Origin of the sequence: Paenibacillus sp. Pae15 (assembly GCF_024519685.1) — a bacterium.
GTDB lineage: Bacteria > Bacillota > Bacilli > Paenibacillales > NBRC-103111 > Paenibacillus_G > Paenibacillus_G naphthalenovorans.
In genome coordinates, this window is the sequence record NZ_JALJRM010000018.1 from 85,856 (window position 1) to 109,863 (window position 24,008).

22 protein-coding genes are annotated in these 24,008 nt (G+C 54.5%); 19 read left to right on the forward strand and 3 right to left on the reverse strand.

Features of this window, described 5'->3' with window-relative positions; translation table 11 throughout:
- Window positions 1-7: 7 nt before the first annotated feature.
- The 11 genes from coaBC to spoVM all read left to right on the forward strand — a co-directional run bounded on the left by coaBC (window position 8) and on the right by spoVM (window position 12,711).
- Window positions 8-1,237 (forward strand): bifunctional phosphopantothenoylcysteine decarboxylase/phosphopantothenate--cysteine ligase CoaBC, encoded by a 1,230-nt coding sequence (gene coaBC / locus NR121_RS15930; protein ID WP_062407870.1) that lies wholly within the window; start codon window positions 8-10, stop codon window positions 1,235-1,237.
- Complete coding sequence (gene priA / locus NR121_RS15935; protein ID WP_062407872.1) at window positions 1,222-3,726, forward strand: primosomal protein N'; 2,505 nt, start codon at window positions 1,222-1,224, stop codon at window positions 3,724-3,726. The genes coaBC and priA overlap by 16 nt, the downstream gene beginning before the upstream one ends.
- 71 nt (window positions 3,727-3,797) lie before the next feature.
- Window positions 3,798-4,280, forward strand: a complete 483-nt coding sequence (gene def / locus NR121_RS15940) for a peptide deformylase (protein ID WP_062407874.1) — start codon at window positions 3,798-3,800, stop codon at window positions 4,278-4,280.
- On the forward strand, window positions 4,277-5,224 hold the full coding sequence (fmt, locus tag NR121_RS15945) for a methionyl-tRNA formyltransferase (protein WP_256831461.1): 948 nt from the start codon (window positions 4,277-4,279) through the stop codon (window positions 5,222-5,224). The genes def and fmt overlap by 4 nt, the downstream gene beginning before the upstream one ends.
- A 22-nt stretch (window positions 5,225-5,246) precedes the next feature.
- On the forward strand, window positions 5,247-6,710 hold the full coding sequence (gene rsmB, locus NR121_RS15950) for a 16S rRNA (cytosine(967)-C(5))-methyltransferase RsmB (protein ID WP_256831462.1): 1,464 nt from the start codon (window positions 5,247-5,249) through the stop codon (window positions 6,708-6,710).
- Between the two features lie 83 nt (window positions 6,711-6,793).
- On the forward strand, window positions 6,794-7,882 hold the full coding sequence (rlmN, locus tag NR121_RS15955) for a dual-specificity RNA methyltransferase RlmN (RefSeq protein ID WP_054818936.1): 1,089 nt from the start codon (window positions 6,794-6,796) through the stop codon (window positions 7,880-7,882).
- Between the two features lie 8 nt (window positions 7,883-7,890).
- Window positions 7,891-8,661, forward strand: coding sequence for a Stp1/IreP family PP2C-type Ser/Thr phosphatase (locus NR121_RS15960; RefSeq protein ID WP_062407878.1), 771 nt, complete (start codon window positions 7,891-7,893; stop codon window positions 8,659-8,661).
- A 7-nt stretch (window positions 8,662-8,668) separates the two neighbouring features.
- Window positions 8,669-10,762, forward strand: a complete 2,094-nt coding sequence (pknB, locus tag NR121_RS15965; RefSeq protein ID WP_082660699.1) for a Stk1 family PASTA domain-containing Ser/Thr kinase — start codon at window positions 8,669-8,671, stop codon at window positions 10,760-10,762.
- Window positions 10,762-11,670 carry a ribosome small subunit-dependent GTPase A gene (gene rsgA, locus NR121_RS15970; RefSeq protein WP_054818939.1) on the forward strand — a complete coding sequence of 303 codons (909 nt, stop codon included), beginning with the start codon at window positions 10,762-10,764 and terminating at the stop codon, window positions 11,668-11,670. The genes pknB and rsgA overlap by 1 nt, the downstream gene beginning before the upstream one ends.
- Before the next feature lies 1 nt (window position 11,671).
- Window positions 11,672-12,328: a ribulose-phosphate 3-epimerase gene (rpe, locus tag NR121_RS15975; protein WP_054818940.1), complete on the forward strand. Its 657-nt coding sequence runs from the start codon at window positions 11,672-11,674 to the stop codon at window positions 12,326-12,328.
- A 302-nt stretch (window positions 12,329-12,630) separates the two neighbouring features.
- Window positions 12,631-12,711, forward strand: coding sequence for a stage V sporulation protein SpoVM (gene spoVM, locus NR121_RS15980; protein WP_014652194.1), 81 nt, complete (start codon window positions 12,631-12,633; stop codon window positions 12,709-12,711).
- Window positions 12,712-12,905: 194 nt separating this feature from the next.
- Here spoVM and rpmB read toward each other — a convergent pair whose 3' ends face one another.
- A complete protein-coding gene (gene rpmB, locus NR121_RS15985; protein WP_054818941.1) occupies window positions 12,906-13,094 on the reverse strand; it encodes a 50S ribosomal protein L28 in 189 nt (62 codons plus the stop codon).
- A gap of 193 nt (window positions 13,095-13,287) precedes the next feature.
- Here rpmB and NR121_RS15990 point away from each other — a divergent pair, with 193 nt between their 5' ends.
- The 6 genes from NR121_RS15990 (at window position 13,288) to NR121_RS16015 (ending at window position 20,708) form a co-directional block, all read left to right on the forward strand.
- Window positions 13,288-13,650 (forward strand): Asp23/Gls24 family envelope stress response protein, encoded by a 363-nt coding sequence (locus NR121_RS15990; protein ID WP_054818942.1) that lies wholly within the window; start codon window positions 13,288-13,290, stop codon window positions 13,648-13,650.
- A gap of 74 nt (window positions 13,651-13,724) precedes the next feature.
- Window positions 13,725-15,527, forward strand: a complete 1,803-nt coding sequence (locus tag NR121_RS15995; protein ID WP_062407882.1) for a DAK2 domain-containing protein — start codon at window positions 13,725-13,727, stop codon at window positions 15,525-15,527.
- A 32-nt stretch (window positions 15,528-15,559) separates the two neighbouring features.
- The gene (locus tag NR121_RS16000; RefSeq protein WP_054818943.1) at window positions 15,560-16,411 is read left to right on the forward strand and encodes a DegV family protein; all 852 of its coding nucleotides are present in this window, start codon (window positions 15,560-15,562) and stop codon (window positions 16,409-16,411) included.
- A 1-nt stretch (window position 16,412) separates the two neighbouring features.
- A complete protein-coding gene (recG, locus tag NR121_RS16005; protein ID WP_256831463.1) occupies window positions 16,413-18,467 on the forward strand; it encodes an ATP-dependent DNA helicase RecG in 2,055 nt (684 codons plus the stop codon).
- Window positions 18,468-18,970: 503 nt separating this feature from the next.
- Window positions 18,971-19,258: a stage VI sporulation protein F gene (locus NR121_RS16010; RefSeq protein WP_054818944.1), complete on the forward strand. Its 288-nt coding sequence runs from the start codon at window positions 18,971-18,973 to the stop codon at window positions 19,256-19,258.
- A 112-nt stretch (window positions 19,259-19,370) separates the two neighbouring features.
- A complete protein-coding gene (locus tag NR121_RS16015; RefSeq protein ID WP_062407886.1) occupies window positions 19,371-20,708 on the forward strand; it encodes a right-handed parallel beta-helix repeat-containing protein in 1,338 nt (445 codons plus the stop codon).
- Between the two features lie 138 nt (window positions 20,709-20,846).
- On the opposite strand, the gene NR121_RS16020 is transcribed toward NR121_RS16015, so the two are convergent.
- Both NR121_RS16020 and NR121_RS16025 read right to left on the reverse strand, forming a co-directional pair.
- On the reverse strand, window positions 20,847-21,191 hold the full coding sequence (locus NR121_RS16020; RefSeq protein ID WP_062407888.1) for a YolD-like family protein: 345 nt from the start codon (window positions 21,189-21,191) through the stop codon (window positions 20,847-20,849).
- Window positions 21,188-22,474 carry a DNA polymerase IV gene (locus NR121_RS16025; RefSeq protein ID WP_256831465.1) on the reverse strand — a complete coding sequence of 429 codons (1,287 nt, stop codon included), beginning with the start codon at window positions 22,472-22,474 and terminating at the stop codon, window positions 21,188-21,190. The genes NR121_RS16020 and NR121_RS16025 overlap by 4 nt, the downstream gene beginning before the upstream one ends.
- A 288-nt stretch (window positions 22,475-22,762) precedes the next feature.
- On the opposite strand from NR121_RS16025, the gene NR121_RS16030 reads away from it, so the two are divergent.
- Together NR121_RS16030 and gloA2 are read left to right on the forward strand one after the other, a co-directional pair.
- A complete protein-coding gene (locus tag NR121_RS16030; RefSeq protein ID WP_054818947.1) occupies window positions 22,763-23,521 on the forward strand; it encodes a cyclase family protein in 759 nt (252 codons plus the stop codon).
- On the forward strand, window positions 23,508-23,894 hold the full coding sequence (gene gloA2, locus NR121_RS16035; protein WP_201023621.1) for an SMU1112c/YaeR family gloxylase I-like metalloprotein: 387 nt from the start codon (window positions 23,508-23,510) through the stop codon (window positions 23,892-23,894). The genes NR121_RS16030 and gloA2 overlap by 14 nt, the downstream gene beginning before the upstream one ends.
- The last annotated feature ends 114 nt before the right edge of the window (window positions 23,895-24,008 follow it).

The window sequence follows — 24,008 nt, forward strand, 5'->3', positions numbered from 1 at the left end:
AAACCGGATGCTGAACGGAAAAACGATCGTGCTCGGCGTAAGCGGCGGGATCGCCGCGTTCAAAGCAGCTGCGCTGTGCAGTAAGCTGACTCAAGCGGGAGCCGAGGTCAGGGTCATCATGACGGAATCCGCGGCCAAATTTGTCGCTCCGCTAACGTTTCAAACATTATCCCGGCATGCCGTTTACATCGATACTTTTGATGAGAAAGATCCGTCGGTCGTGTCCCACATTGATCTTGCCGACCGGGCCGATCTGGTCGTTATCGCTCCAGCGACAGCCAATGTGATCGGCAAGATGGCGTTGGGGCTTGCGGACGACATGCTTTCCACAACGCTGCTTGCGACGACGGCGCCTATTTTTGTTTGCCCTGCAATGAACGTGCATATGCTCGCTCATCCTGCGGTGCAGGCCAACCTGCAAACGCTGGCCGACCGTGGCGTTCGGTTTATCGAACCGGGTACAGGGCAGCTGGCCTGCGGCTATGTCGGCAAAGGCCGCCTGGCCGAGCCGGAAGAGATTCTCGCAGCGATCGAGAGCTTCTTTAACGAGAAAAAGCCGCTCCGCGGCAAGCGTGTGCTGGTTACCGCCGGAGCGACCATGGAACGGATTGATCCGGTTCGCTATCTGACGAACGATTCCTCTGGCAAGATGGGCTATGCCATTGCCGAACAGGCTGCAAGAATGGGGGCCGAAGTCACTTTAGTCACGGGTAAGGCAACCGTTGCCGTCCCGAACGGGGTTAAGGTGATTCGCACGGAATCTACAATAGAGATGATGGATGCGGTGCTCTCCGCGATGGATGAGCAGGACGTGATTATCAAAGCCGCGGCGGTATCCGATTACCGTCCGGCAGAGCAAGCGCCGGAGAAGATCAAGAAGACGGAGTCGGAAATGATGCTGAAGCTGGTCAAAAATCCGGATATCCTGCAGGCGGTCGGCGAACGAAAGAAAGCGTCCCAACTGGTTGTCGGCTTTGCGGCGGAAACGCACAACGTAGAAGCTTTTGCTATAGATAAGCTGAAGCGCAAGCGCTGTGACCTGATTGTCGCCAATGACGTCACGGTACCGGGGGCCGGATTCGGCACCGATACGAATGTGGTGAACGTTTATGATGCGAACGGACTCGTGCTGAGGCTGCCGCTGATGGAGAAGAGGGAAGTGGCCGCCCGGCTGCTGGCCTTTATCGCAGACCGTCTGACGAAGGGGGAAATAACCGAAGAATGTACGCCAAAGTAATTGTCGACGTACCGGCCAAACCGACGAACCGCGCTTTCGATTATGTGGTTCCGGAAGCGATGAAGGACCTCGTCACCGTTGGCAGCCGGGTCGGCGTACCGTTTGGCCCGCGCACGGTACAGGGATTCGTTGTGGAACTGCACGAAGGAACCGAGCTGGATCCGGCCAAGCTGAAGCCGATTGCGCAGATCCTCGATTTGATCCCGCCGCTGACGCCGGAATTGGTCAAGCTGGCCCGCTGGATCAGCCGGACGTATTTGTGCCATGAAATCACGGCGCTGCAAGCCATGATCCCAGGCGCATTAAAAGCAAAATACGAACGCCATGTGAAGGTGGACGAACACGGAGGCCGGCGAGGAGGGCATGAGAATGTCCTGATGCTGCCGGTTCCGAATCAGGAAGAGATCTTAAATTATGTCCGGAAGCAGGAAACGGTCCGGCTGGAAACGCTGTTGGAGAAATTTGCCGGGGACACTTTGCTCGTAAAGCAGCTGCTGGAGGACGGGGTTCTGACGGAGGTTCATATGGTGAAGGACCGGATGTCGGCGAAAAAAGCGCTGACGGTTTTTCCCCCGGAGAACCCGGAACAGCTTGCGGCATGGCAGGAAGAGCTTCCCGCCAGAGCTGCCAAGCAGAAACTGGTGCTGGAGTATCTGCAAAAGCACCCCGAGCCCATCAAGCTGACGGAGCTGCTTTCGAGGCTGCATATTACCGCCGCCGCCGTCAAAGGCTTGGCGGAGCGGGGATGGGTAAGGCTCGAGGAGGTCGAGGTTCAGCGCGATCCGTACGCCTCGCGGACGTTTCGTCCGACCTCGCCGCTGCCGCTTACCCCGGAACAGCAGAAAGTATTTGACTGCATCAAGGACGCGGTTCTTTCCGGCGAGCAGCGGGTGTTTCTGCTGAACGGTGTAACGGGAAGCGGCAAGACGGAAGTGTATCTGCAATCGATTCAAACCTGCCTGGATCAGGGACGGGAGGCGATTGTTCTCGTACCCGAGATTTCGCTTACTCCGCAAATGGTTGAGCGTTTCAAAGGACGCTTCGGCAACCGGGTTGCCGTGCTTCACAGCCGTCTGTCACACGGGGAGCGGTACGATGAGTGGCGCAAAATCGTACGGCGGGAAGTCAGCGTTGTGATCGGGGCCCGTTCGGCCGTATTTGCTCCATTCACGAAAATCGGACTTATTATTATTGATGAAGAACATGAATCGACCTATAAGCAGGAGGAAAGCCCGAAATATCACGCTCGTGACGTCGCCATCGCCAGAGCGTCCGAGCATGGAGCGGCCGTTGTTCTTGGATCCGCTACGCCTTCGTTGGAGAGCATGTACCGGACAGGCCGCGAGGCCGTTCTTTCTGCAACGCCGGACCGTCCGGCGTTCGAACTGCTGACCATGACCTCCCGCGTGGAGGGAAGGCCGCTGCCGCGCGTACATATTGTCGATATGCGGGAAGAGCTGAAAAACGGTAATCGTTCCATGTTCAGCCGCGCCCTGTATAAAGCGATAGAAGAACGGTTACACAAGAAAGAACAAACCGTTTTGCTGCTGAACCGCCGGGGCTACGCGACCTTCGTCATGTGCCGCACCTGCGGCTATGTAGCTAATTGCCCGCACTGCGACATCTCGCTGACGTACCACCAGAGCTCCCGGGCGATCCGATGCCATTATTGCGGCTATGCCGAGCGTGAGCTGACGGCATGTCCGGACTGCGGGAGCGAGCATATCCGTCATTTCGGCACGGGAACGCAGCGTGTGGAGGAGGAGCTTTCCAAGCTGTTCCCGGGGATTCGGGTGATCCGCATGGACGTGGATACAACGACGGAGAAAGGGTCTCATGAAAAATGGCTCACGATATTTAAAAACCGGCAGGCGGATCTGCTGCTCGGTACGCAAATGGTGGCCAAGGGACTCGATTTTCCGCATGTGACGCTTGTTGGCGCGCTGGCTGCCGATTCCGTGCTCAACCTGCCGGACTTTCGGGCGGCGGAACGGACATTTCAGCTGCTGACGCAGGTAGCTGGCAGGGCTGGACGGCATGAGCTTCCTGGCGAAGTGTTCGTGCAAACGTATACTCCGGAGCATTACAGCATTCTCAGTGCAAGCAAACATGACTATCAAGGCTTCATGCTTAAGGAGATGCTGATGCGCAAGCAGCATAATTATCCGCCTTTTCACCGGCTGGTGCTGATTACGCTGTCGCATGAGCAGGTGCAGCTCTTGATTCGCTCGGGTGAAGCGGTTGCCGCCAGGCTGAAGGAACTGGCGAGTCAGATGCAGGCTGAAGGGACGGAGCTGGAGGTGCTTGGACCCGTAGCTTCGCCGATTTCGCGGATCAAGGATAGATATCGGTTCCAATGCATGATAAAATATCGGGGAGAGATGGACATTGCCGGGCTCGTGCAGCAGGCAGTTGCCGTGCTGGACGATGCTGTCAAGCAGAGGAAGCTGACGGTGTCCGTCGACGTCGATCCGCAAATTTTGATGTAAACCGGTCCGGGAAGGCCGGAATATATATAATTACTCAACGTTTTATTATTAGAAGGATGGTGTTGGTTCGTATGGCTATCAAAATGATCGTGAAAGATCCGGATCCGGTGCTGCGGGAAAAAAGCAAGCCTGTTCCGAAAATTACGCCGAATATCCATAAGCTGCTGAAAGATATGGCCGATACCATGTATGACGCTGAAGGCGTTGGGCTGGCGGCACCGCAAATTGGAATTCTCAAGCGGGTCATTGTGATGGATGTCGGAGATGAGCACGGATTGATCGAACTGATCAACCCTGAGATCATCGAACGGGAAGGCGAGCAGTTCGGACCGGAAGGCTGCCTCAGCATTCCAGGCTTTACGGGCGACGTTAAACGCGCGCAGCGGGTGAAGGTGAAGGGCCTGAACCGGGATGGCGAGGAAATTGTCATTGAAGGGACAGATCTCCTGGCGCGCTGCATTCAGCATGAAGTCGACCATTTGAACGGTGTGCTTTATACCGATTTGGCTGAAAAAGTCTATAAGAACGAGCCGCAGGATCGTGGTGAGGCATGAGAGTGATTTTCATGGGTACGCCGGAGTTTGCCGTACCTTCTTTGCAAACCTTGCTTGAGTATGACGGTGTGGAGGTTGTGGCGGTGGTCACGCAGCCGGATCGTCCGGTCGGTCGCAAGCGCGTACTGACTCCCACCCCGGTCAAGGCGGAAGCGGAGAAGCACGGCATTCCCGTGCTTCAGCCGGAAAGGCTGCGCAGCCCTGAATCGGTCGATGCCCTTTCAGCGCTTCAGCCGGAATTGATCGTGACGGCCGCCTACGGACAAATTTTGCCGAAGTCGGTGCTGGATTTGCCGCGGCTCGGCTGTATCAACATTCATGCCTCGCTGCTTCCCAAATATCGCGGCGGGGCGCCGATTCATTATGCGGTCATGAACGGGGATCCCGTTACGGGCGTTACGATCATGTACATGGCGGAAGGGCTGGATACCGGGGAGATGATCAGCCGGATCGAAGTGCCGATCGGAGATCAGGACACTACGGGAACGATGTTCGAAAAATTAAGCATAGCCGGCGCCAAGCTGTTGAAGGAGACGCTGCCGGATCTGCTCTCCGGGCGGGTTCGGGCGGTGCCGCAGAACGATGAAGAAGCGGTGTATTCTCCGAATATCAGCCGGGAGCAGGAGCGGATCGATTGGACCAAGCCGGCCTTGCAGATCTGGAATCTGGTGCGGGCGCTTCATCCGCGGCCGGGTGCGTTCACGCTGTGGAACGGCGATGTGCTCAAAATATGGACATGCGCCAAGCCGGACACCGCAGAATCCGTCCCGGGCAGTACGCTTCCGGGGACCGTACTGGAAGCGGGCGAGCGGGGAATTGCGGTAGCCACCGGACAAGGTGTGCTTCGCATCACGGAGCTGCAGCCCGCAGGTAAAAAAGCAATGGATGCGGCCGCTTTCGCACGCGGCGGGCAGCTGACCCCGGGCACGGTGCTGGGCATATAGGAAACGGGGGCTTAGAATCGAAGTGAGCGAACGAAACAACGACAATACCGGCACCGGCAAGCCGGGCTTGGCCAAAAGTAAAGCGCCGGCGCACCGGCCGTCAAAGCGCCAGCCGGGCAAAGGCGGGCCGCGTGGAGGGGTTAAGGGCTCGGCCCGCGAAGCGGCGCTTGATGTGCTTCTTCGCATCGAACAGGACCGCTCCTACAGCAACCTTCTGCTGAACCGGACATTGCAGCAATATCAACTGGACAGGCCGGATGCGGGGTTGGCCACGGAAATCGTTTATGGCACGATTCAGCGGCAGGGGACGATCGATTATTTCCTTGAAAAGTTCGTAAAAGGCGGACTCGCCAAGCTTCAGCCCTGGGTGAGAAGCCTGCTGCGGCTGAGCTTTTACCAGCTCTATTATTTGGACCGGATTCCGGAGCATGCGGTCGTGAACGAAGCGGTGCAATTGGCGAAGCGGAGAGGACATCAAGGCATCTCCGGCATGGTGAACGGCGTACTGCGTAATGTGCTCCGCCGCAAAGCTGAGCTAGTTCTTCCCGACGGGCTCCCTGACGACCAGCGGATTGCCTTGGCCACCTCGCATCCGGAATGGATGGTGCGCAGATGGATCCGGCAGTTCGGCAAGGAGGCCGCGGAGCGGATCTGCGAGGCGAACAATCGCCCCCCGCGCGTAAGCATCCGCGTGAACCGGCTTCGGCTCGCCCCGGCGGAGCTGGCCGAGCGGCTTCGTCAAGGAGGGCTCGAAGCGGAGCCCTCGGACGTGGCCCCCGCCGGCGTCGTTGTGCGCGGCGGCGGCAACATGGCCTTGACGCGGGAATACGCGGAAGGCCTGTTTACCATCCAGGACGAGAGCTCGATGCTCGTCGCGGAGTGGGTTGACCCGCAGCCGGGCGAGCGGGTGCTGGATTGCTGCGCCGCACCCGGCGGGAAGACGACGCATCTGGCGGAGAAAATGCAGGACTGCGGAGAAATCATTGCCTGCGACGTACATGAGCACAAGGAGCAGCTGATCCGCGAACAGGCGGAGAGGCTCGGGCTCAGGTCCATCCGTACGGTAAGGGCTGATGCGCGCAGCCTTGCCGGGCAATTTCCGGCCGGAAGCTTCGACCGCATTCTGCTCGACGCCCCCTGCTCGGGCTTGGGCGTGATCCGCCGCAAGCCGGATATGAAGTGGAGCAGGCAGGAAAGCGAGCTGGAGAGCGTTTGCGAGGTTCAGCAGGAACTGCTGGATTCGATACATTCCTTGCTCAAGCCGGGCGGAGTGTTGGTGTACAGCACCTGTACGGTGGAAAAAGCGGAGAACGAGGACATGGTCCGTGCTTTCCTGGAGCGGCATCCGGAGTTTGAGCCGGACGCACCTCCGTCAGGGCAAACCGGACGGCTTTCCTTGCCGGCCGGCCAGGCATTCGTGCAAATCATGCCGTATGACTTCGGATCGGACGGGTTTTTTATAGCCAGACTCCGCAAACGAGCATAAAAATGCAAAGTGTGGTAAACTAAATGTGGCTTTTTCGGGCAAATTTGCCCTTAAGGCTTTCACTATAGAATAAACGGGTTGTGATGGATATCGTGAATCTTGAGGAAACCAGGGCTCAGGAAATAAAGCCTTATGTATACGATTATACTCTTGAGGATTGGCAGGAGTGGGTCAAGACGATCGGCGAAGCAGGCTTCAGGGCCGGTCAAATCTTTGACTGGCTGTATGTGAAAAGAGTATCAAGCTTTGAAGAAATGACGAACCTGCCGAAGTCGCTGCGGGAAAAGCTCCGGCAGCAGTTTGATTTTGTCACGCTGACCGAGGTGGCCAATTATAAGTCGCAGGACGGGACCGTCAAATTTTTGTTTGAGCTTACCGACAAGAATGCGATTGAAACCGTGATAATGAAGCATAACTACGGAAACAGCGTATGTGTGACGACACAGGTTGGCTGCCGGATCGGCTGTACGTTTTGCGCTTCGACGCTGGGCGGCTTAAAGCGGAATTTATCCCCCGGTGAAATCATCGCACAGGTGGTCAAGGCGCAGCAGCTGCTTGATGCAACACAAGAGCGGGTCAGCAGCATTGTGATCATGGGGATCGGGGAACCGTTCGAAAACTACGATGCGATGATGAAGTTTCTTAAAGTCATGATTCATCCCAAAGGCCTGAATATCGGCCAGCGGCATATTACGGTATCCACAAGCGGAATTGTGCCCAATATTTACCGGTTTGCTGATGAAGATACGCAAATCAATCTTGCGATCTCTATTCATGCTCCCAATGATGCGCTTCGGTCCAAGCTGATGCCTGTGAACCGCCGTTATCCGTTTGCGGATTTGATAGAGGCGTGCAAGTATTACGTGGCCAAAACCGGCAGGCGCATTACGTTCGAATACGCGCTGATGGGCGGGGTCAATGACCGGCCCGAGCATGCGGAGGAGCTCGCTAAAGTACTGAAGACGTTCCCTATGGCACACGTCAATCTGATCCCGGTCAATTTTGTCTCGGAACGGAATTATGTGCGTACGCCGCGGAATGACATTTTTACATTCCAACGCATTCTGGAGAAAAACAAAATCAATGCCACAATTCGCCGGGAGCAGGGCAGCGACATTGCTGCGGCCTGCGGACAACTGCGTGCGAAGCATATGGAGTCGGGTGCGAGGTGAGACGAACGATGCTGAGATTGGCTTATCAATCCGATATTGGCCGTGTACGGTTGGTAAACGAGGACCGCGCAATTGTGCAAGAGGACTTGAACGGCTGGACTCTTGCCATTGTGGCAGACGGGATGGGCGGCCATCAAGCCGGGGATATCGCAAGCACGATGGCGGTTGAACTGATCCAGGAAGGGCTGCAGTCCGTGGACCCTAACATTTCGGGGGAAGAACGCCAGCGACAGCTGCGCACGGTGATTGAGATTGCCAATGAAAAGATTTTTGAATTCGCTTCTCAAAGGGAGAATTATCACGGGATGGGAACGACGGTTGTCACGGTCTTGGCCAAGGACGACCGCGCGGTTGTAGCACATATCGGCGACAGCCGGGCTTACCGGATCCGCGGAAATCACATCGAACAGCTCACCGAGGATCACTCGCTTGTCAACGAGCTGGTCCGCAGCGGCCAAATCAGCCGGGAGGATGCATACCATCATCCGCGCCGCAACGTTCTGACCAGAGCGCTCGGTACGGAGCCGACCATTGAGGTCGATGTACAGGAAATTATGTGGCAGCAGGGCGATCTGCTCCTTCTGTGCAGCGACGGGTTGAGCAGCTTGGTCGAGAAGGATAGGCTGCTGCAAACCGTCACGGGGGAAGGGGAGCTGGAGAGCAAGGTTCAGCAGTTGATACAGGAAGCGCTGGATGCCGGCGGCGACGACAATATCACGGTGGTGTTGCTCGCCAACGTTGCGGATCCGGCAAGCGACAATGTTGGGGAAGCGGGGTGAGGACATCATGATCGGTAGGCAGTTGGGAGGACGTTACGAGATTCTGGGGCGCGTCGGCGGCGGCGGAATGGCCATTGTTTACAAAGGACTAGATATCTTATTGCATCGGCATGTCGCTGTAAAAATACTGCGTCAGCAGTATGTGCACGACGAAGAATTCATCCAGAGATTTCGCCGTGAAGCGCAGGCCGCGGCCTCATTATCACACCCCAACGTGGTCAGCATTTATGACGTAGGCCAAGAGGAAGACGTGCATTACATCGTCATGGAATACATCGAAGGCACGACGCTGAATGAGCTGATCAAAGAAAAAGCCCCCTTGCAGGTAGAGGAAGCCGTTCATATCGCGAGTCAGATTTGTGATGCGCTGGATCATGCGCACCATCATCAAATCATTCACCGCGACATCAAACCTCATAACATTCTGATCGGCAGGAACGGCCGTGTAAAAGTGACCGACTTCGGGATTGCCCGCGCCGTTACCTCCTCCACCATCACACAAACCGGCTCTGTTGTCGGTTCGGTGCATTATTTTTCACCCGAGCATGCCAAAGGCACACCGACAGGGGAGCAGTCCGATCTTTATTCCTTGGGCATCGTCATGTATCAAATGCTGACGGGGCGTCTGCCGTTTCTTGGAGAGAGTCCGATCAGTGTGGCGTTGAAGCACCTGCAGGAGGACGTAGAGGAGCCGCGCAAGGTGAATCCTCTCATTCCGCAAAGCGTGGAGAACATTATTTTACGGGCCATGCGCAAAAGCACTTCGGAACGTTACCGTTCGGCCAAGGATATGATGAATGATTTGGAATCATGCCTGCTTCCGCATCGCCGGGGAGAGCCTAAGGCGAGCTTCCTGGACGAGGATGAGCTGGATGAAGAGCGGACCTTGGTCATTCCGGCCCTGCGCCCCGGTCAATATGAAGCCGTCAGGGATGAAGAAGAGGCCGACGAGGAAGAGGAGCTTACGGTAAAGGAAAAAAAGAAGAAAAGCTGGGGAAAGCCGTTCGCTTGGTTTATCATCCTGACGGCGATGCTCGGCATCATGTGGTATTCGGTAGGCTATGTCAAGGAAATGATCGCGGTTCCCTCCGAGGTGGATGTGCCTGACGTCGTCAATATGACGCTGGATCAGGCGAAGCAGGAGCTTGCGAGCAGACAGCTTGAAGCGCTGGTGGAGTATCTGGAATCGTCGGATGTTCCAAAAGATGTGGTGATCAGGCAGAATCCCTCAGGCATGAAGGTCAGGCCCGGATACAAGGTTACGCTGTATGTCAGTGAGGGGCCGGCCAAGCAAAAGATGCCGGAGGTCGTTAAATTGAAGCTGAGCGATGCCAAAGAGCGGCTTACGAAGTGGGGGATTAAACCGGAAAATATCTCTGTCGATCCGCAGTTTATGGACGAGGAGCCGGATACGGTGGTAACCCAGACTCCGGGGCCGGGTGAGGAATTTACCGATCCGTCGGCCGTGATGGTCAAGCTGATCGTAAGCAAAGGCCCGGAGACGTTCAAGATGCCGAATCTGATCGGAAAGACGGAAAACGAAGCGCGGAATATGGTCATGGTCAACAATTTGAAGCTGTCCAACGAAAACGTCAGCTATGAGGCGAGCTATAAGCAAACCAAAGGCCGGGTCATCGAGCAGTTTCCGTATCAACCGGGCGATGAGGTATCGCCGGGAGCGGAGATCAAGCTGATTGTCAGCTCCGGTTTTCCCGAGGAGGCCGGACCTATGTCGGTGCCTGTGACGATCAAGCCGACGAGCGAAGGAAAACCTTCCACGGTCAAAATCATATTAAACGACGCCCAATACGACAACTTTGAATACCAAACGCTGAACAACGTGGTCAAGACGGAAACGCTTGATGTTAAGCTGGTCGTTTCTCCCCAAAAGAACGCGGTCATCCAAGTGAAAGTGGACAACATTATTGCCGAGGTGATCTCCGTCACTTATCAGGATTATTTGGCGCAAAAGAACGGCGCCATACCGGGAACAGGCGCTGTGAAGGATGCCCCGGCGAGTGCGCCTGGATCGATGGGGACCGATAATGACGGTAACGGGGCGGCCGGAGGAAGCTCAAGTACAGGGGGACGACAATCATAATGCCAACGGGATTTATCGTTAAGGCGTTAAGCGGATATTATTATGTGCTGCCGGAAGATTCGCAAAGCGCGGAATCGATTCAATGCCGGGCGCGGGGGATCTTTAAGAAGCGGGGGATTTCTCCTCTCGTAGGAGACCGCGTGATCTACCAACTGACGGAGAACGGGGAGGGAACGGTGGATGAAATTTTGCCTCGCACCTCCGAGCTCGTTCGTCCGCCGGTCGCTAACGTAGACCTCGTTGTTTTGGTATTCTCTGTCGATGAGCCCGCGCTCAACCTCCCTCTGCTGGACAAGTTTCTGGTGCACACGGAAAGCGCCGGGCTCGATGCGCTCATCTGCTTGACCAAGCATGACTTGCTTGCCGATTCCCGGGAACACGGCGGTCCATTGGAGCTGGAATCGGTGATCAAGCTGTACGAATCGATCGGATACACGATTTTGGTCACAAGCGCGAAGGAAGGAGTCGGCGTAGATAAGGTTATGGATCAGCTTTCCGGCCGGATCAGCGTGTTCGCCGGACAGTCCGGGGTAGGCAAGTCGTCGCTGCTCAATGCCATGGTTCCGGGTCTGCAGCTGGAGACGAATCAAATCAGCTTGAAGCTCGGCCGCGGGAAGCATACGACCCGGCATGTCGAGTTGATTCGCCTGCGAAACGGAGGGATTGTGGCGGATACGCCCGGGTTCAGTCAACTGGATTTTCTGCAGGTGGATGCCGAGGGGCTTGGCGGCTGCTTCCGCGAATTCGCGCCCTTTGCCGCAGAATGCCGTTTTCGCGGATGTCTTCATCTCCATGAGCCGGGCTGCAAGGTTCAGGAGGCCGCAGATGCCGGGCTTATCGCGGCTACGCGATACGAAAATTACTTGCAGTTCCTAGGGGAAATCCGGGATAAAAAAAGGAGGTACTGACATGCTGCGGATTGCTCCTTCCATTCTATCCGCTGACTTTTCTATGCTTGGCCAAGAGATTGCCGATGTGGAACGCGGAGGAGCGGATTGGATCCATGTGGATGTCATGGATGGGCATTTTGTTCCGAACATTACGCTTGGTCCGCTGGTAGTGGAAGCCATCCGTCCGAAGACGAGGCTGCCGCTCGACGTGCATCTGATGATCGAAGAACCGGACCGCTACATTCCTGCGTTCGCCAAGGCGGGTGCAGACCTGATCTCGGTACATACGGAAGCCTGCGTCCATCTTCACCGGACGCTTCATTTGATCAAGGAGCAGGGGGTCAAGGCCGGGGTCGTGTTGAATCCGGCTACCCCGCTTTCCGCCTTGGAGCACGTCATGGACGACAAGCTTGATCTGGTCCTTGTGATGACGGTCAATCCGGGGTTCGGCGGACAGCATTTCATCACCGGCATGCTGCCTAAGATTGCAAAGCTGCGGGAAATGCTCAATGACCGGGGGCTTCAAGACGTGGATATCGAGGTGGATGGCGGCATTAATGAGGAAACGGCTAAGCTTGCTGTCGAAGCCGGAGCTAATGTGCTGGTGGCCGGCAGCGCGGTGTTCAATCGGCCTGATCGTGCGGACGCGATTCGCGCGATTCGCGGGCAGGCCTGACGGGCAAGGGAGCTTAAAGCTGAAAATAGACCCTCGGTATGGGAATGGCTTTCGTATTTGATTGAGTTCTTATTTTATTTTATCTATTCGGTATTTCATGCGGTCTGTCTGTCTATCGTACAGCAGCCCGCATAAGCAAAAACAGCATATTTTGCCCGGGCGGGGCATAACATGGTTACAAAAGTAGGGCTTACTTTTGTAGCCTTTTTGTTTTATCGGAAAAATGGGTTGTCAGGCACGTTTTGGCGGAAGCAGTAATATACTGGTTTTGCGAGGCTGAGTTGCCGGGAGGAGGGTACTGAATGAAATTTTATACGATTAAGCTTCCGAAGTTTTTGGGTGGTTTTGTGAAGGCAGTACTTAATACTTTTAGTAAAAACTGAAGGTATGAGAGCTCGTACTTATGAGTTTGCTGTTTGCCGCGCACAGCAAACCAGGGATAAACGGCTGCGCCGTCCTTTTGGGGACGTAAGCGTTTGTCAGGGTGATTCAGAAACAAGTATAGAGCACGCCGGAGTCAATGCTCTGAAGCGCTAAAAAAGCACCTGCATCAGGTGCTTTTTGTCTGCTGGGCAGATTACACGCGAGTAACTTTTCCGGATTTCAACGCCTTTGTGCTTACCCAAACGCGCTTAGGCTTGCCGTCGACCAGAATGCGGACTTTTTGAACGTTGACGCCCCAAGTGCGTCGGGTTTTGTTGTTCGCATGGGATACATGGTTGCCGGTACCCGGTCCTTTACCAGTAATAAAACATTTACGGGACATAGTTACACCTCCTTAAAGCATGTACGCTTCAAAAACATACTTGAATATCATATCACAGCCGAATAAATGCCGTCAACGAATGCGTGCGGTTTTTCTTCCGCTATGGCTAGGGAGGTTTGTTTATTTCTTGTGATGATTATAGTACAATGTAACATAGTCCATCCGAATCTGGATTAAAGGAGCTGTTAGAGAGATGGCTGTCGAACTTAACACACAATATGGCAAAATATACGTAACCGATGAAGTGATTGCTGTGCTCGCAGGCTCAGCTGCTTTGGATTGCTATGGACTCGTGGGAATGGCTTCGCGCAATCAATTAAAAGACGGAATCGCAGAACTGCTGCGTCGGGATAATTTGAGCCGGGGTGTGGAGGTTCATCGTGATGAGCAGGGCGTGCTGACCATTGATTTATATATCGTCGTCAGCTACGGCACGAAAATTTCGGTCGTAGCCCACAATGTTCAGACCAAAGTGAAATACATGCTGAACGAAGTGGCAGGACTGCAAGTGGACTATGTTAATATTTTTGTTCAAGGCGTGCGGATCGCGCAATAAGACTGACAGACAGCAGTTGTCGCCGATATAATGAGACGCCGACAGGGTGATAGCGGGGAAGGAGATTGGTCTTTTTGAGTAAGCGCTTAATTCAAATTAACGGACAAGACTTTATCCGGATGGTGGAGGCCGGGGCCAATGCATTGAAATCGAACGTAGACCGGGTCAATGCATTAAACGTTTTTCCGGTGCCGGATGGTGACACGGGAACGAATATGAACCTGACGCTGACGTCCGGTGTGGAGGAACTGCGCCGCAGGCCTTCGGATCATATCGGCAAAGCGGGTGAAGCATTGGCCAAAGGGCTGCTGATGGGTGCGCGCGGTAATTCAGGCGTCATCTTATCGCAGTTGTTCCGCGGCTTTGCGAAGGCGGTGTCGGATTTGGAATCGGTCAATGCTAAGCAGTTTGCCGCGGCGTTCCAAAGCGGTGTTGACATGGCTTATAAAGCGGTGGTCAAACCGGTGGAAGGAACGATACTGACCGTAGCCAAGGAATCGGCCAAGCAAGCCGTGAAAACAGCGGAGCGGCAGTCGGATATCCATATCGTCATGGAGGAGCTGCTTAAGAAATCGCGGGAAGCACTCGCGAAGACGCAGGACATGCTCCCCGTGCTGAAGCAGGTCGGTGTAGTCGATTCCGGCGCCCAAGGCCTTGTTCTCATCTATGAGGGGTTCATGTCCGCATTGGTGTCCGAGATAACGGAAGAGCCCGCGGATATGCCCTATACCGCTTTCGGGGCTGTTCAGCCGCTGGATGAGGTGTTGGAACAGAATGCCCTTACCATCTCCAAACCGCTCGAACATGTGCATGGGGAACTGCACAGCGCTCAGGCGAAGCTGGCGACCGAGGATATCGAATTTGGATACTGTACGGAATTCATGGTGAGGTTGAACGCTGACAAGGTTGCAAGCCGGACCTTCGACGAGCATCGTTTCCGCGAAGAGTTGTCCGCGTTCGGCGACTCTCTGCTCGTTGTGGCCGACGACGATCTCGTGAAGGTGCACATTCATGCGGAATATCCGGGCAGCGTTATGAATCTGGCGCAAAACTACGGAGACCTAAGCCGCATCAAGATTGAGAATATGCGTGACCAGCATACGCATATTTTAATGGAGGAAGCCGGGCAGCGGAACGCAGCGCAATCGGGGATGGCCGTACATTTGTCTGCGGATTCTGAAGATGCCGCTGCCCGGAAGGAAGCCGTACAAGAGCTTAAACGCTACGGATTTGTGGCGGTTTCTGCAGGAGAAGGCATTTCCGGCATCTTTACGAGTCTCGGGGTCGATCGGGTACTGCACGGCGGACAAACGATGAATCCGAGTACGGAGGACATCGTGCGTGCGGTAGCCGGGGTCGATGCCCAGACGGTTTTTGTTCTGCCAAACAACTCCAACATTATTCTCGCAGCGCAGCAAGCGGTAGAACTCGTGGAAGACAAGCAGGTGATCGTGATCCCGAGCAAATCCATTCCTCAAGGGATCGCAGCCGTCATCGCCTTCCAGGAGAATGCGGCTCCGGAGGAGAATGCCGAGGAGATGCAGCAGGCGCTGCAGCATGTACAGGCGGGACAAGTGACCTATGCCGTTCGCGATACACAGATGGATGGGATGGACATCAAGCAAGGGGATTACATCGGCATACACAATGGCCGTATTGTCTCCTCCGAGCCGGATATCTTGGCCTCCTGCCGGAAGCTGATCGACAGTCTTGTCGGAGGCGGTGCCGAAATCGTCACGCTGTATGCGGGGGCGGAAGCCCGGCCGGAACAGACGGAGCAGCTGGCAGATTATATCGAACAAACGTATGCGGATGTGGAAGTGGAAGTCCACGAGGGCGGCCAGCCTCTCTACTACTACATCATTTCTGCGGAATAAAAAAGGTTTAGATAAGGAAGGGGGCAGCTTTTTTGAGTCAAGTTCGAATTGTAACGGACAGTACGGCAGACATACCGGCCGACCTTCGGGAGAAGCTTGGCATCGCTATGGTGCCGTTAAAGGTGTTGTTCGGTCAAGAAGTGCTTCGGGATGCTGTAGATATCGGACCGGAGCAGTTTTATGGCAGGTTGACCGAGTCCAACGATATGCCGACCACCTCCCAGCCGTCTCCTGTGGAATTTCAACAGCTGTATCAAAAGCTGGCGGAGGAGAGCGGCGGTCCAATTATTTCGATTCATTTGTCATCCAGGATGAGCGGGACTTACCAGTCTGCGGTACTGGCCAAATCCATGGTCGAAGGCGATGCGGATATTGAAGTGGTGGACAGCCGTTCAGCTTCTTACGGCATTGGAATGCTTGTCGTAGCAGCTGCCGAGGCGGCGAGGCAGGGAAAGAGCAAGGAAGAAATATTAGAGCTGATTGCAAAGATGCGTCAAACGCAGCGGCTGTATTTCCTGGTCGACACGCTGGAATATTTGCAGAGGGGCGGCCGTATCGGCAAAGCGGCGGCGTTATTCGGATCGCTGCTGAACATTAAGCCCATTTTGTCTATTAACGCAGAAGGGGAAGTGTATTCCGTAGATAAAATACGCGGGCAGAAAAAGGCTATGAACCGGATCGTCGAGCTGCTTCAGCAGGACTTGGGCGGCCAGCCGATTCACTTGATCCTCGCGTATACGACCGGACGGGATACGGCGGAAGAGCTGAAGTCGCTCATTGCGCAGCATTTTACTATAGAGAGCGTGCATTACACACACATTGGCCCCGTGATCGGCACCCATGTCGGGCCTGGAACCGTAGCGGCATTTGCGCTCCCTGTCTGATATGACCATTGATTTATATTCGCTTCCGGTCACGAAGGTGTCCGGCGTCAAAGGCAAGAAGCCTGAGGAGTTGCTCGCGCTTGGGATTACGAGCGTCGGGGAGCTCCTCGATTATTATCCTTTCCGCTACGAGGATTACACGCTTCGGGATTTGACGCAGGTGAAGGATGGCGACAAAATTACGGTGCAGGCAAAGATAGCAGGGGTTCCTCAGGTCCAAATGTATGGCCGGATGAAATCCCGTATGAGCTGTAAAATCGTGGTCGACGGATTGTTCATTACGGCCGTTTGGTTTAACCGGCATTATTTGAAGGACAAGCTGAGCGCGGGCAGCGAAATAATATTGACAGGCAAATGGGTTCAAAAAAGGATGAGCCTGACGGTAACGGAAGCGGAATTTCCGGGTCGGGGGACTTCGCAGATCGGCACGCTGCAGCCTGTTTATTCGGTGGGCGGATCGATCACGCAGAAGTGGTTCCGGCAAACGATGAAACAAGCGCTGCTGCAATTCGGTGAGATGATTCCGGAGGTGCTTCCTGCCGAGCTGCTTCGCAAATACGATCTTCTTCCGAGGAAGCAGGCTGTTTCCCTGCTGCATTTGCCCGGATCGATGGAGCAGGGCCAGCGGGCCAGACGCCGCATGGTGTATGAAGAGCTGTTCTTGTTTCAGCTTAAGATGCAGGCTTACCGCGCGCTTCATCATCAACGGGCCGACGGGGTTGCGCATCCTGTCGATTTGCCGGGGGTGCGCAGCTTTGTACGCAGCCTGCCGTTTGCATTGACGGAATCGCAAAAAAACGTGTTGGCTGAAATTCTTCATGACCTGCAGCAAAACTATGCGATGAACCGGCTGCTGCAGGGAGATGTCGGGGCCGGTAAAACCGTGGTGGCGGCGGCCTCCTTGTTTGCCGTTGTAAAAGCAGGCTACCAGGGGGCGCTTATGGCTCCGACGGAAATTTTGGCGGAACAGCACAAACGATCGCTTGATCGCTTGTTCGAGCCCTACGGCATTCAAACCGCCCTGCTCACCGGTAGCCTGACGGGCAAGCAGCGTCGTGAGGTGCTTGCCTCCTTGCAAATGGGGCTCACCGATATCATAGTCGGTACCCATGCGCTCATTCAGGAGGACGTGTTCTTCCGGAACCTGGGGCTTGTGGTGACGGATGAACAGCACCGCTTCGGCGTTCAGCAGCGGAGTATTTTGCGCCGCAAGGGTTTAAATCCCGATGTGCTGACGATGACGGCGACCCCGATTCCGCGGACGTTGGCCATCACCGCTTTCGGGGATATGGATGTATCTACGCTCAGGGAGCTGCCGAAGGGGCGTAAGCCGGTCAAGACGTACGCGGTAGGACACGACATGCTGGAGCGGGTGCTCGGTTTCATTCGCCGCGAGGTGGCTGCCGGCAGGCAGGCCTATGTCATTTGCCCGTTGATTGAAGAATCCGAGAAGCTCGACGTGCAAAACGCCATCGATGTGCATGCCCAGCTGCAGTACGCTTTTCCCGAATACAAAGTCGGTTTGCTTCACGGCCGGATGACGCCCGGCGAGAAGGATGAGGTCATGCGCGAATTCAGCGCCGGGCGGGTGCAGGTACTTGTATCCACGACCGTTATTGAGGTTGGCGTCGATGTGCCGAATGCCACTCTGATGGTGGTATACGATGCCGACCGGTTCGGGCTGTCACAGCTTCATCAGCTTCGGGGCCGTGTCGGGCGCGGCGAGCACCAATCCTATTGTGTGCTCATCGCCGATCCGAAGAATGAGGTCGGAAAAGAGCGGATGAAGGTGATGACTCAGACAAACGACGGGTTTGAAATCGCACGGCGGGATTTGGAGCTGCGCGGTCCCGGTGATTTCTTCGGCACCAAACAAAGCGGCGTTCCAGATTTCCGGGTCGCGGATATGGTGATTGACTTTGAAATCATGGAGCAGGCGCGTGATGACGCTGCCGAGATGGTGCGACGACCCGACTTTTGGACCGGGGCCGGTTATGCGTCGCTTCGTGAATATTTGCAGCGCGAGCGCATTTTCGATAATGACCTGATGGACTGATATTCCTCATAAAAAAGCATCCCGGCAGAGCATAAACCTGCCGGGATGCTTTTTTCACGGATAAAGGCTAGCCCTTGCCCTTCCATGGAAGAGAAAGCCACTTTTTTCTTCGTCTATGCCGCTTGGACCTAGGAATAAAAGTACTGGTATTGGGTTCAACAGATGTGAATGATTCCCTAAGGTTTTTGGAATTATGGGATAGCAATAAAGAAAGCTCTTCCTTTGTAACTCCTCCGTTGTCCATTTCTATCCGCCCTTATTCGATAATATTCGACAAGTTCTATATTACCGTATTTGCTTGGAGATGAAAACCTGTTTAAATGGTTAGCCGACTGTCATCGATGTCCTGGTATTAAAATATGCGGCCTTCCAAGGTGTTCGGGGTCACAGCTGCGGCGGGGTGGAACAATAAATAGGTACACATGGCCAAGCCCTCCGTCATAGACTTACTGTGTGTGGTATAGAAGTCCACTCTACTTACGTGAAAGCGGAGGTGCAGCTCAATGAGCTATACAAAGTTCGGTTTTGATCCCGCGCAGGTGGAGCGGATCAAGCTGAAAATGAAAAACCCGGAAACCAAAGAACGTGTCAAAATGATTTTGAAGGGCGTAAACAAGTACGATTTGCAGGACCGGGTGAAGGTGCGCCGCTTTGTCGCGACGTTGACCAAGGTGCTCGGCGAGAAGGTAACGGAGCAGCAGACGGAGCATCTGGTCAATTTTGTGATCTCCCAAAAAATCGATCCGAATAATACGTTTCACTTGATTAAGCTGTGGAGCATGTTCCGCTGAAGCGGAACGTGTTTTTTTTTGCAAGGTTCAAGTGAAGGATGCATTGTCAAGCGGCGCAGCAAAAGTTATAATTTTGAATAGATTGCTAGTTTTTGTCATAGGGGGAGAGAGAATGTCACACTCGGAAAAGCCGGAGCAAGGCAGTAGAGGGTTGACGCGCCGTCAGCTGTTGGCCACGGTCGGTTCGGCCACGGCGATGATGCTGGCATCAGGAGCAGGTACGGGCTGGGGTACGGCGTCGGCTGCTGCACTGCCTGGCGCTGTCCAGCAGGAGTCGCCGATTTGGCATAATGTGAAGGATTACGGGGCAGGCAATCTCGGACGAACCAATGTGGACGATGCACCCGCCATCCAATCCGCCATGAATGCGGCTGTGAGGACAGGGGGCATCGTTTATTTTCCTCCGGGTACCTATTATTTGAATTCGAGCCTTGTGCTTTACTCTAATGTTAAGCTGCTTGGAGCATCCAGCCAGAGGTCGGTGCTCAAGTCGCTTCAGTCTCATTTGATCCTGATGGTTGGCAACGGTGTGAAGCATGCCGAAGTGGAAAGTCTTGGATTCGAGGGGACCGGAAATCTGTATCAGGAAGTATTCGCAGATCCGGAACGGGCGGTTCACCTCAAGGATTGCGAGCATGTTCGGATACGGGATTGCTCGTTCTCCAAGATTACAAACGGCATACGGATCACGGATTGCCGGCATGTTGCAGTGAGCGGCTGCTTGTTCAATTCCTTGCTTTCAGCGGGTAATGATAATGAGGGATACGGTATCGTGGCCGAATCCGGAGAAGGGCTTCGGATTACGGATAACCGGTTTGTGCAGCTGCCCAGACCCTGCATCTATTTGTCGGCAGGATGCTCCTATTCGACCGTATCCGGCAATACGGCGGAGAAATGCAAAGACGCCTTTGTGGTCGTGTCCTCGAAGATCAAGCCCTGCTCGCATAACCGGATTGAAGGAAACACGGCTTCCGGCGCCGGATTGGCCAAGGACGAGACGAGCTGTTCTCGCGGCATCCTGCTGCGCAGCTACAGCACGGACAATCTGATTCAGCACAATGTCATTTCCCGGGCGGCGTTTACGGGCATTATGCTTGAAGGAGAAGGAACGGCGGAGCTGGAGCGTCCGGCGGGCAATCTCATTTCCGGCAATAAGGTCGACGGCGCGCCGGAAGGCATTGCCCTGCTGAACAGCGATGGCAATGCCGTGACAGGCAACGACGTCCGGCGTGTGAAAACCGGCATCCTGCTGAATACCAAGGGCGAAGGGAGCGGGGCCCGGTGCCGCAGCAACCTGGTATCAGGCAATACGCTGTTTAGCTGCTCCTCGGCAGCCATCCGGCTCGGCAGCGCCCGCTGTGAAAGCAACACGGTATACGGCAATTCCGGTACAGGGAATGGCGAAGCCCTTGCGGATCAAGGGACGGATACGGCAAAAAGCGGCTTCTGACGGATACAGTCCGATGCCGGATTAGTGCAGTGATGCCGGCTGTTATATGCCTTCCCGCGCCCGGATCCCCTTCTTTTATGGAAGCGCAAGAAAATATGAAGCGAGGGAATTTCTCCTGCTGCGTAAGAGAGAGTCTGCTCACAGCAGTTCGGCGCCGATCAAGTCGGCTAGCCTTACCCATGTGGAGCCTTCACTGCAGCGTACCTTGATCCGCTGCAGATGCAGATCGGCCTGCAGAATCGTACAGTCGATCGACTTGCGCTCCCCGTTATCATACAGTGTAAGGCGCAGCGCCGCGTCTTCATGGAGCGCGATGCCGAGCGTCTGTCCAAGCTCCTCCAAGCGCTGCTCGTCGAGCGTCGGCTTCTCTTGTCTGCCGAGCTCGCGGCGGTGCCGGAGCAATTGCTCCTTATGCTCGGGCAGCATCATGCGTGAGGACTCCCATAGGATGTTTTTGCCGGGTGTCAATTTGTTGTCTTTCATTTATAATGTCCTCCGATTTTCAATGATCTCTCCACGGCTTGGCCGGCCGCAGTCAGCGAAGAAGCCCGTACAATGGCCGAGCTCCCGTACCGATCCTTTATCAAGTCAGTTGCTTTCTCTAAAGACCTGATTTTTTCTTGATCCTCGAATAAGGTAAGCTGATAATTTTGATCATTCGTTAACTGGCTTAAGGTGACGCCGAGGCGGCGTACTGGCATATGGTCCCAAAAGCGATAAAAAAGCTTCTTCACGGCTTTGAATACCGTATTCGTATGATTCGTAGGGTCCGGCATCTTCATCCGGCGGGAAAATCCGGTCGGTGCTTCGTAGGGGCTGCACATGCAGCTCACCGTCACTACGGAACCCATATATCCTTTACGCCGGCAGTCGCGGCAGACCTCCTCCGTGAGCTCGAGAAGGATCGTGTCCACCTCGGTCGTTTTCGTGTAGTCTCTGGGTAAAGTCATCATGTGTCCGATGGACTTGGGCGGAGTATCAAAGGTTTTGGGAGTAACCACACTTTCATCCAGGCCGTTCGCCGTCCGCCACATCACCTCGGCATGGATATCCGACTGCTTGCCGAAATAGGCACGGAATCGAGCTTTGAGGCGCGGAAGCGGCGTTCTCGCGATATCGCCTATGGTATGCATGCCAAAGCGGGTAAAATGAGCCGTCATACGGGAGCCGACTCCGAACATCTTATTTACGGGCTGAGGCCACAGTAAATCTTCCACTTGTGAAGCGGGTAGGGTAAACACGCCGCTCTCATTCTTTTTGGCCCATATATCGGTTGCGATTTTAGCCAGTATTTTGTTGGAACTGATTCCGATCCTCACCCATACCCCGGTTTGCCTCAGGACCTTCTGTTGAATCGACCGGGCAATCGTTACAGGATCCCCGAAAATGGACAAGCTTGCCGAAACGTCCAGAAATTGCTCGTCGATGCTGAATACTTCAACAAGATCGGTATACTCTTCATAGATTTGTGTAATCATCAGCGAAACATCGATATAATGCTGCATGCGGGGACGTACCACAACCAGATCCGGGCACTTGTTCAATGCTTCGCCAAGCCGTTCGGCGGTGGTTACTCCATAGCTTTTGGCTATAGGACAAGCGGCCAGAATGATTCCGGACCGGCGTGCGGGATCTCCCGCCACAGCAACGGGTTTATTTTTGTATTCCGGGTGATCCGCTTTTTCTACGCTGGCATAAAACGACTGACAGTCCGCCAGCATGATGGTGCGCGCGCTCTTGTTAGAAGTTGAAACGGAAGTCAGCATATGATGTTCACCCTCACTTACAGAACGTATGTTCTTAACATACACAGGATAGCGAACAAATATTCGTATTTCAATAGGAGAGCCTCAGGTAATTTTTTCCGAGACCCGATATTGGGGGGAGAAGGCTGGACATAAGCGGCGCCTATGGAAGATAATGGTTAGAAGAGATAAACGTCCCGGATAGGCTTGGGAGTTCGTTTGTTTCCGTTTATGAACTTCTGCGTGCCGTTATTTGGCCTGAGGGTCTATGGTTGGATGGGTCATAACCTGTGAGGAGGATGAGAAACGATGAGCAGTGTTCGAAATCTGCTTCATGCCGTTGAGAGCATGGAAATGATCGATTTAACCCATGTGCTGGAGGAGGATATGCCGGTTTATCCGACGCACTCGCGCTATTTTCATACCAAGTGGGATTCGTTCGAGACAGGAAGTCCGGCGCTTGTGTGCCAACTGCTCATCAATGAACATTGCGGTACGCATGTAGATGCTACGGGAAACTTCTTGAAGGAAGGGGAGCCTGCACACCGGTATATGGCGGAAACACCCCTGGAGCATTGTATGGGAAGGGCGTTGACCCTCGATTTCTCCAGCTATGAAGCTTCGGATCTGGTGTCCAGGCAAGAGGTGCTCTCGTGGGAAAGGGAACATTTTTCCATTGAAGAAGGGGATATCGTATTATTCCGGTTTGGCTGGGACCGGTATTGGACGCCGCGATCCGCCGGCCGAACCTACACGGCCAGTTGGCCCGGTCTGAGCGAGGAAGCTGCCGCCTATCTGGCATCCAAAAAAATAAAGGCTGTGGGATGCGATACGCTGGCCGTTGACAGTTCGCATTCAGACGGCTATCCGGCACATTATCAGCTTCTCGGGAATGGCATTACCATTTTTGAAAACCTGAAAGGATTGGAGCGGATTGCCGGAGAATCCTTCTTTATCGGTTTTCCGCTCAAGATTAAAGGCGGTTCCGGCTCACCGGTTCGGGCGGTTGCTTGGATTCCGAAGAATGAGGCCAGGAGGTTATCTGTTCATCATGCTGAACATCAATAAAATACATCACGCCGCTATCATTTGCTCCGACTATGCGAAATCCAAAGCTTTTTACACGGAGGTGCTCGGTCTTCCGGTAATCCGCGAAACGTACCGGGCGGAACGAAATTCCTATAAGCTGGACCTGCTGGTAGGGAAGGATCATCAGATCGAACTGTTCTCCTTTCCGGGCGCTCCGCCAAGACCCAGCTACCCGGAAGCGCAGGGGTTGAGGCATCTGGCTTTTGAGGTGGACGATATCGAAGAGGCGGTCCAAAAGCTGCAAAATCAAGGCGTTGCAGTCGAGCCCGTCCGCATCGACGAAACAACGGGAAAGCGGTTCACTTTCTTTTCCGACCCCGATGCGCTTCCGCTCGAGCTGTATGAGAAATAACGAACGCTTGCTTGATCATGACGCACTCGCGCAAAGCCTCGAAGCGCAAAAAGGGGCCGTCCCATAAGTAGTTTTTAACTACGCAGGGACGGCCCTGTTTTCTTAACTTCTCGT

Coding starts and splice junctions, on each gene's coding strand:
- coaBC (WP_062407870.1), top strand. CDS start 8: ATGCTGAACGGAAAAACGATCGTGCTCGGCGTAAGCGGCGGGATCGCC.
- priA (WP_062407872.1), top strand. CDS start 1,222: ATGTACGCCAAAGTAATTGTCGACGTACCGGCCAAACCGACGAACCGC.
- def (WP_062407874.1), top strand. CDS start 3,798: ATGGCTATCAAAATGATCGTGAAAGATCCGGATCCGGTGCTGCGGGAA.
- fmt (WP_256831461.1), top strand. CDS start 4,277: ATGAGAGTGATTTTCATGGGTACGCCGGAGTTTGCCGTACCTTCTTTG.
- rlmN (WP_054818936.1), top strand. CDS start 6,794: ATGGATATCGTGAATCTTGAGGAAACCAGGGCTCAGGAAATAAAGCCT.
- NR121_RS15960 (WP_062407878.1), top strand. CDS start 7,891: ATGCTGAGATTGGCTTATCAATCCGATATTGGCCGTGTACGGTTGGTA.
- pknB (WP_082660699.1), top strand. CDS start 8,669: ATGATCGGTAGGCAGTTGGGAGGACGTTACGAGATTCTGGGGCGCGTC.
- rsgA (WP_054818939.1), top strand. CDS start 10,762: ATGCCAACGGGATTTATCGTTAAGGCGTTAAGCGGATATTATTATGTG.
- rpe (WP_054818940.1), top strand. CDS start 11,672: ATGCTGCGGATTGCTCCTTCCATTCTATCCGCTGACTTTTCTATGCTT.
- spoVM (WP_014652194.1), top strand. CDS start 12,631: ATGAAATTTTATACGATTAAGCTTCCGAAGTTTTTGGGTGGTTTTGTG.
- rpmB (WP_054818941.1), bottom strand. CDS start 13,094: ATGTCCCGTAAATGTTTTATTACTGGTAAAGGACCGGGTACCGGCAAC.
- NR121_RS15990 (WP_054818942.1), top strand. CDS start 13,288: ATGGCTGTCGAACTTAACACACAATATGGCAAAATATACGTAACCGAT.
- recG (WP_256831463.1), top strand. CDS start 16,413: ATGACCATTGATTTATATTCGCTTCCGGTCACGAAGGTGTCCGGCGTC.
- NR121_RS16010 (WP_054818944.1), top strand. CDS start 18,971: ATGAGCTATACAAAGTTCGGTTTTGATCCCGCGCAGGTGGAGCGGATC.
- NR121_RS16015 (WP_062407886.1), top strand. CDS start 19,371: ATGTCACACTCGGAAAAGCCGGAGCAAGGCAGTAGAGGGTTGACGCGC.
- NR121_RS16020 (WP_062407888.1), bottom strand. CDS start 21,191: ATGAAAGACAACAAATTGACACCCGGCAAAAACATCCTATGGGAGTCC.
- NR121_RS16025 (WP_256831465.1), bottom strand. CDS start 22,474: ATGCTGACTTCCGTTTCAACTTCTAACAAGAGCGCGCGCACCATCATG.
- NR121_RS16030 (WP_054818947.1), top strand. CDS start 22,763: ATGAGCAGTGTTCGAAATCTGCTTCATGCCGTTGAGAGCATGGAAATG.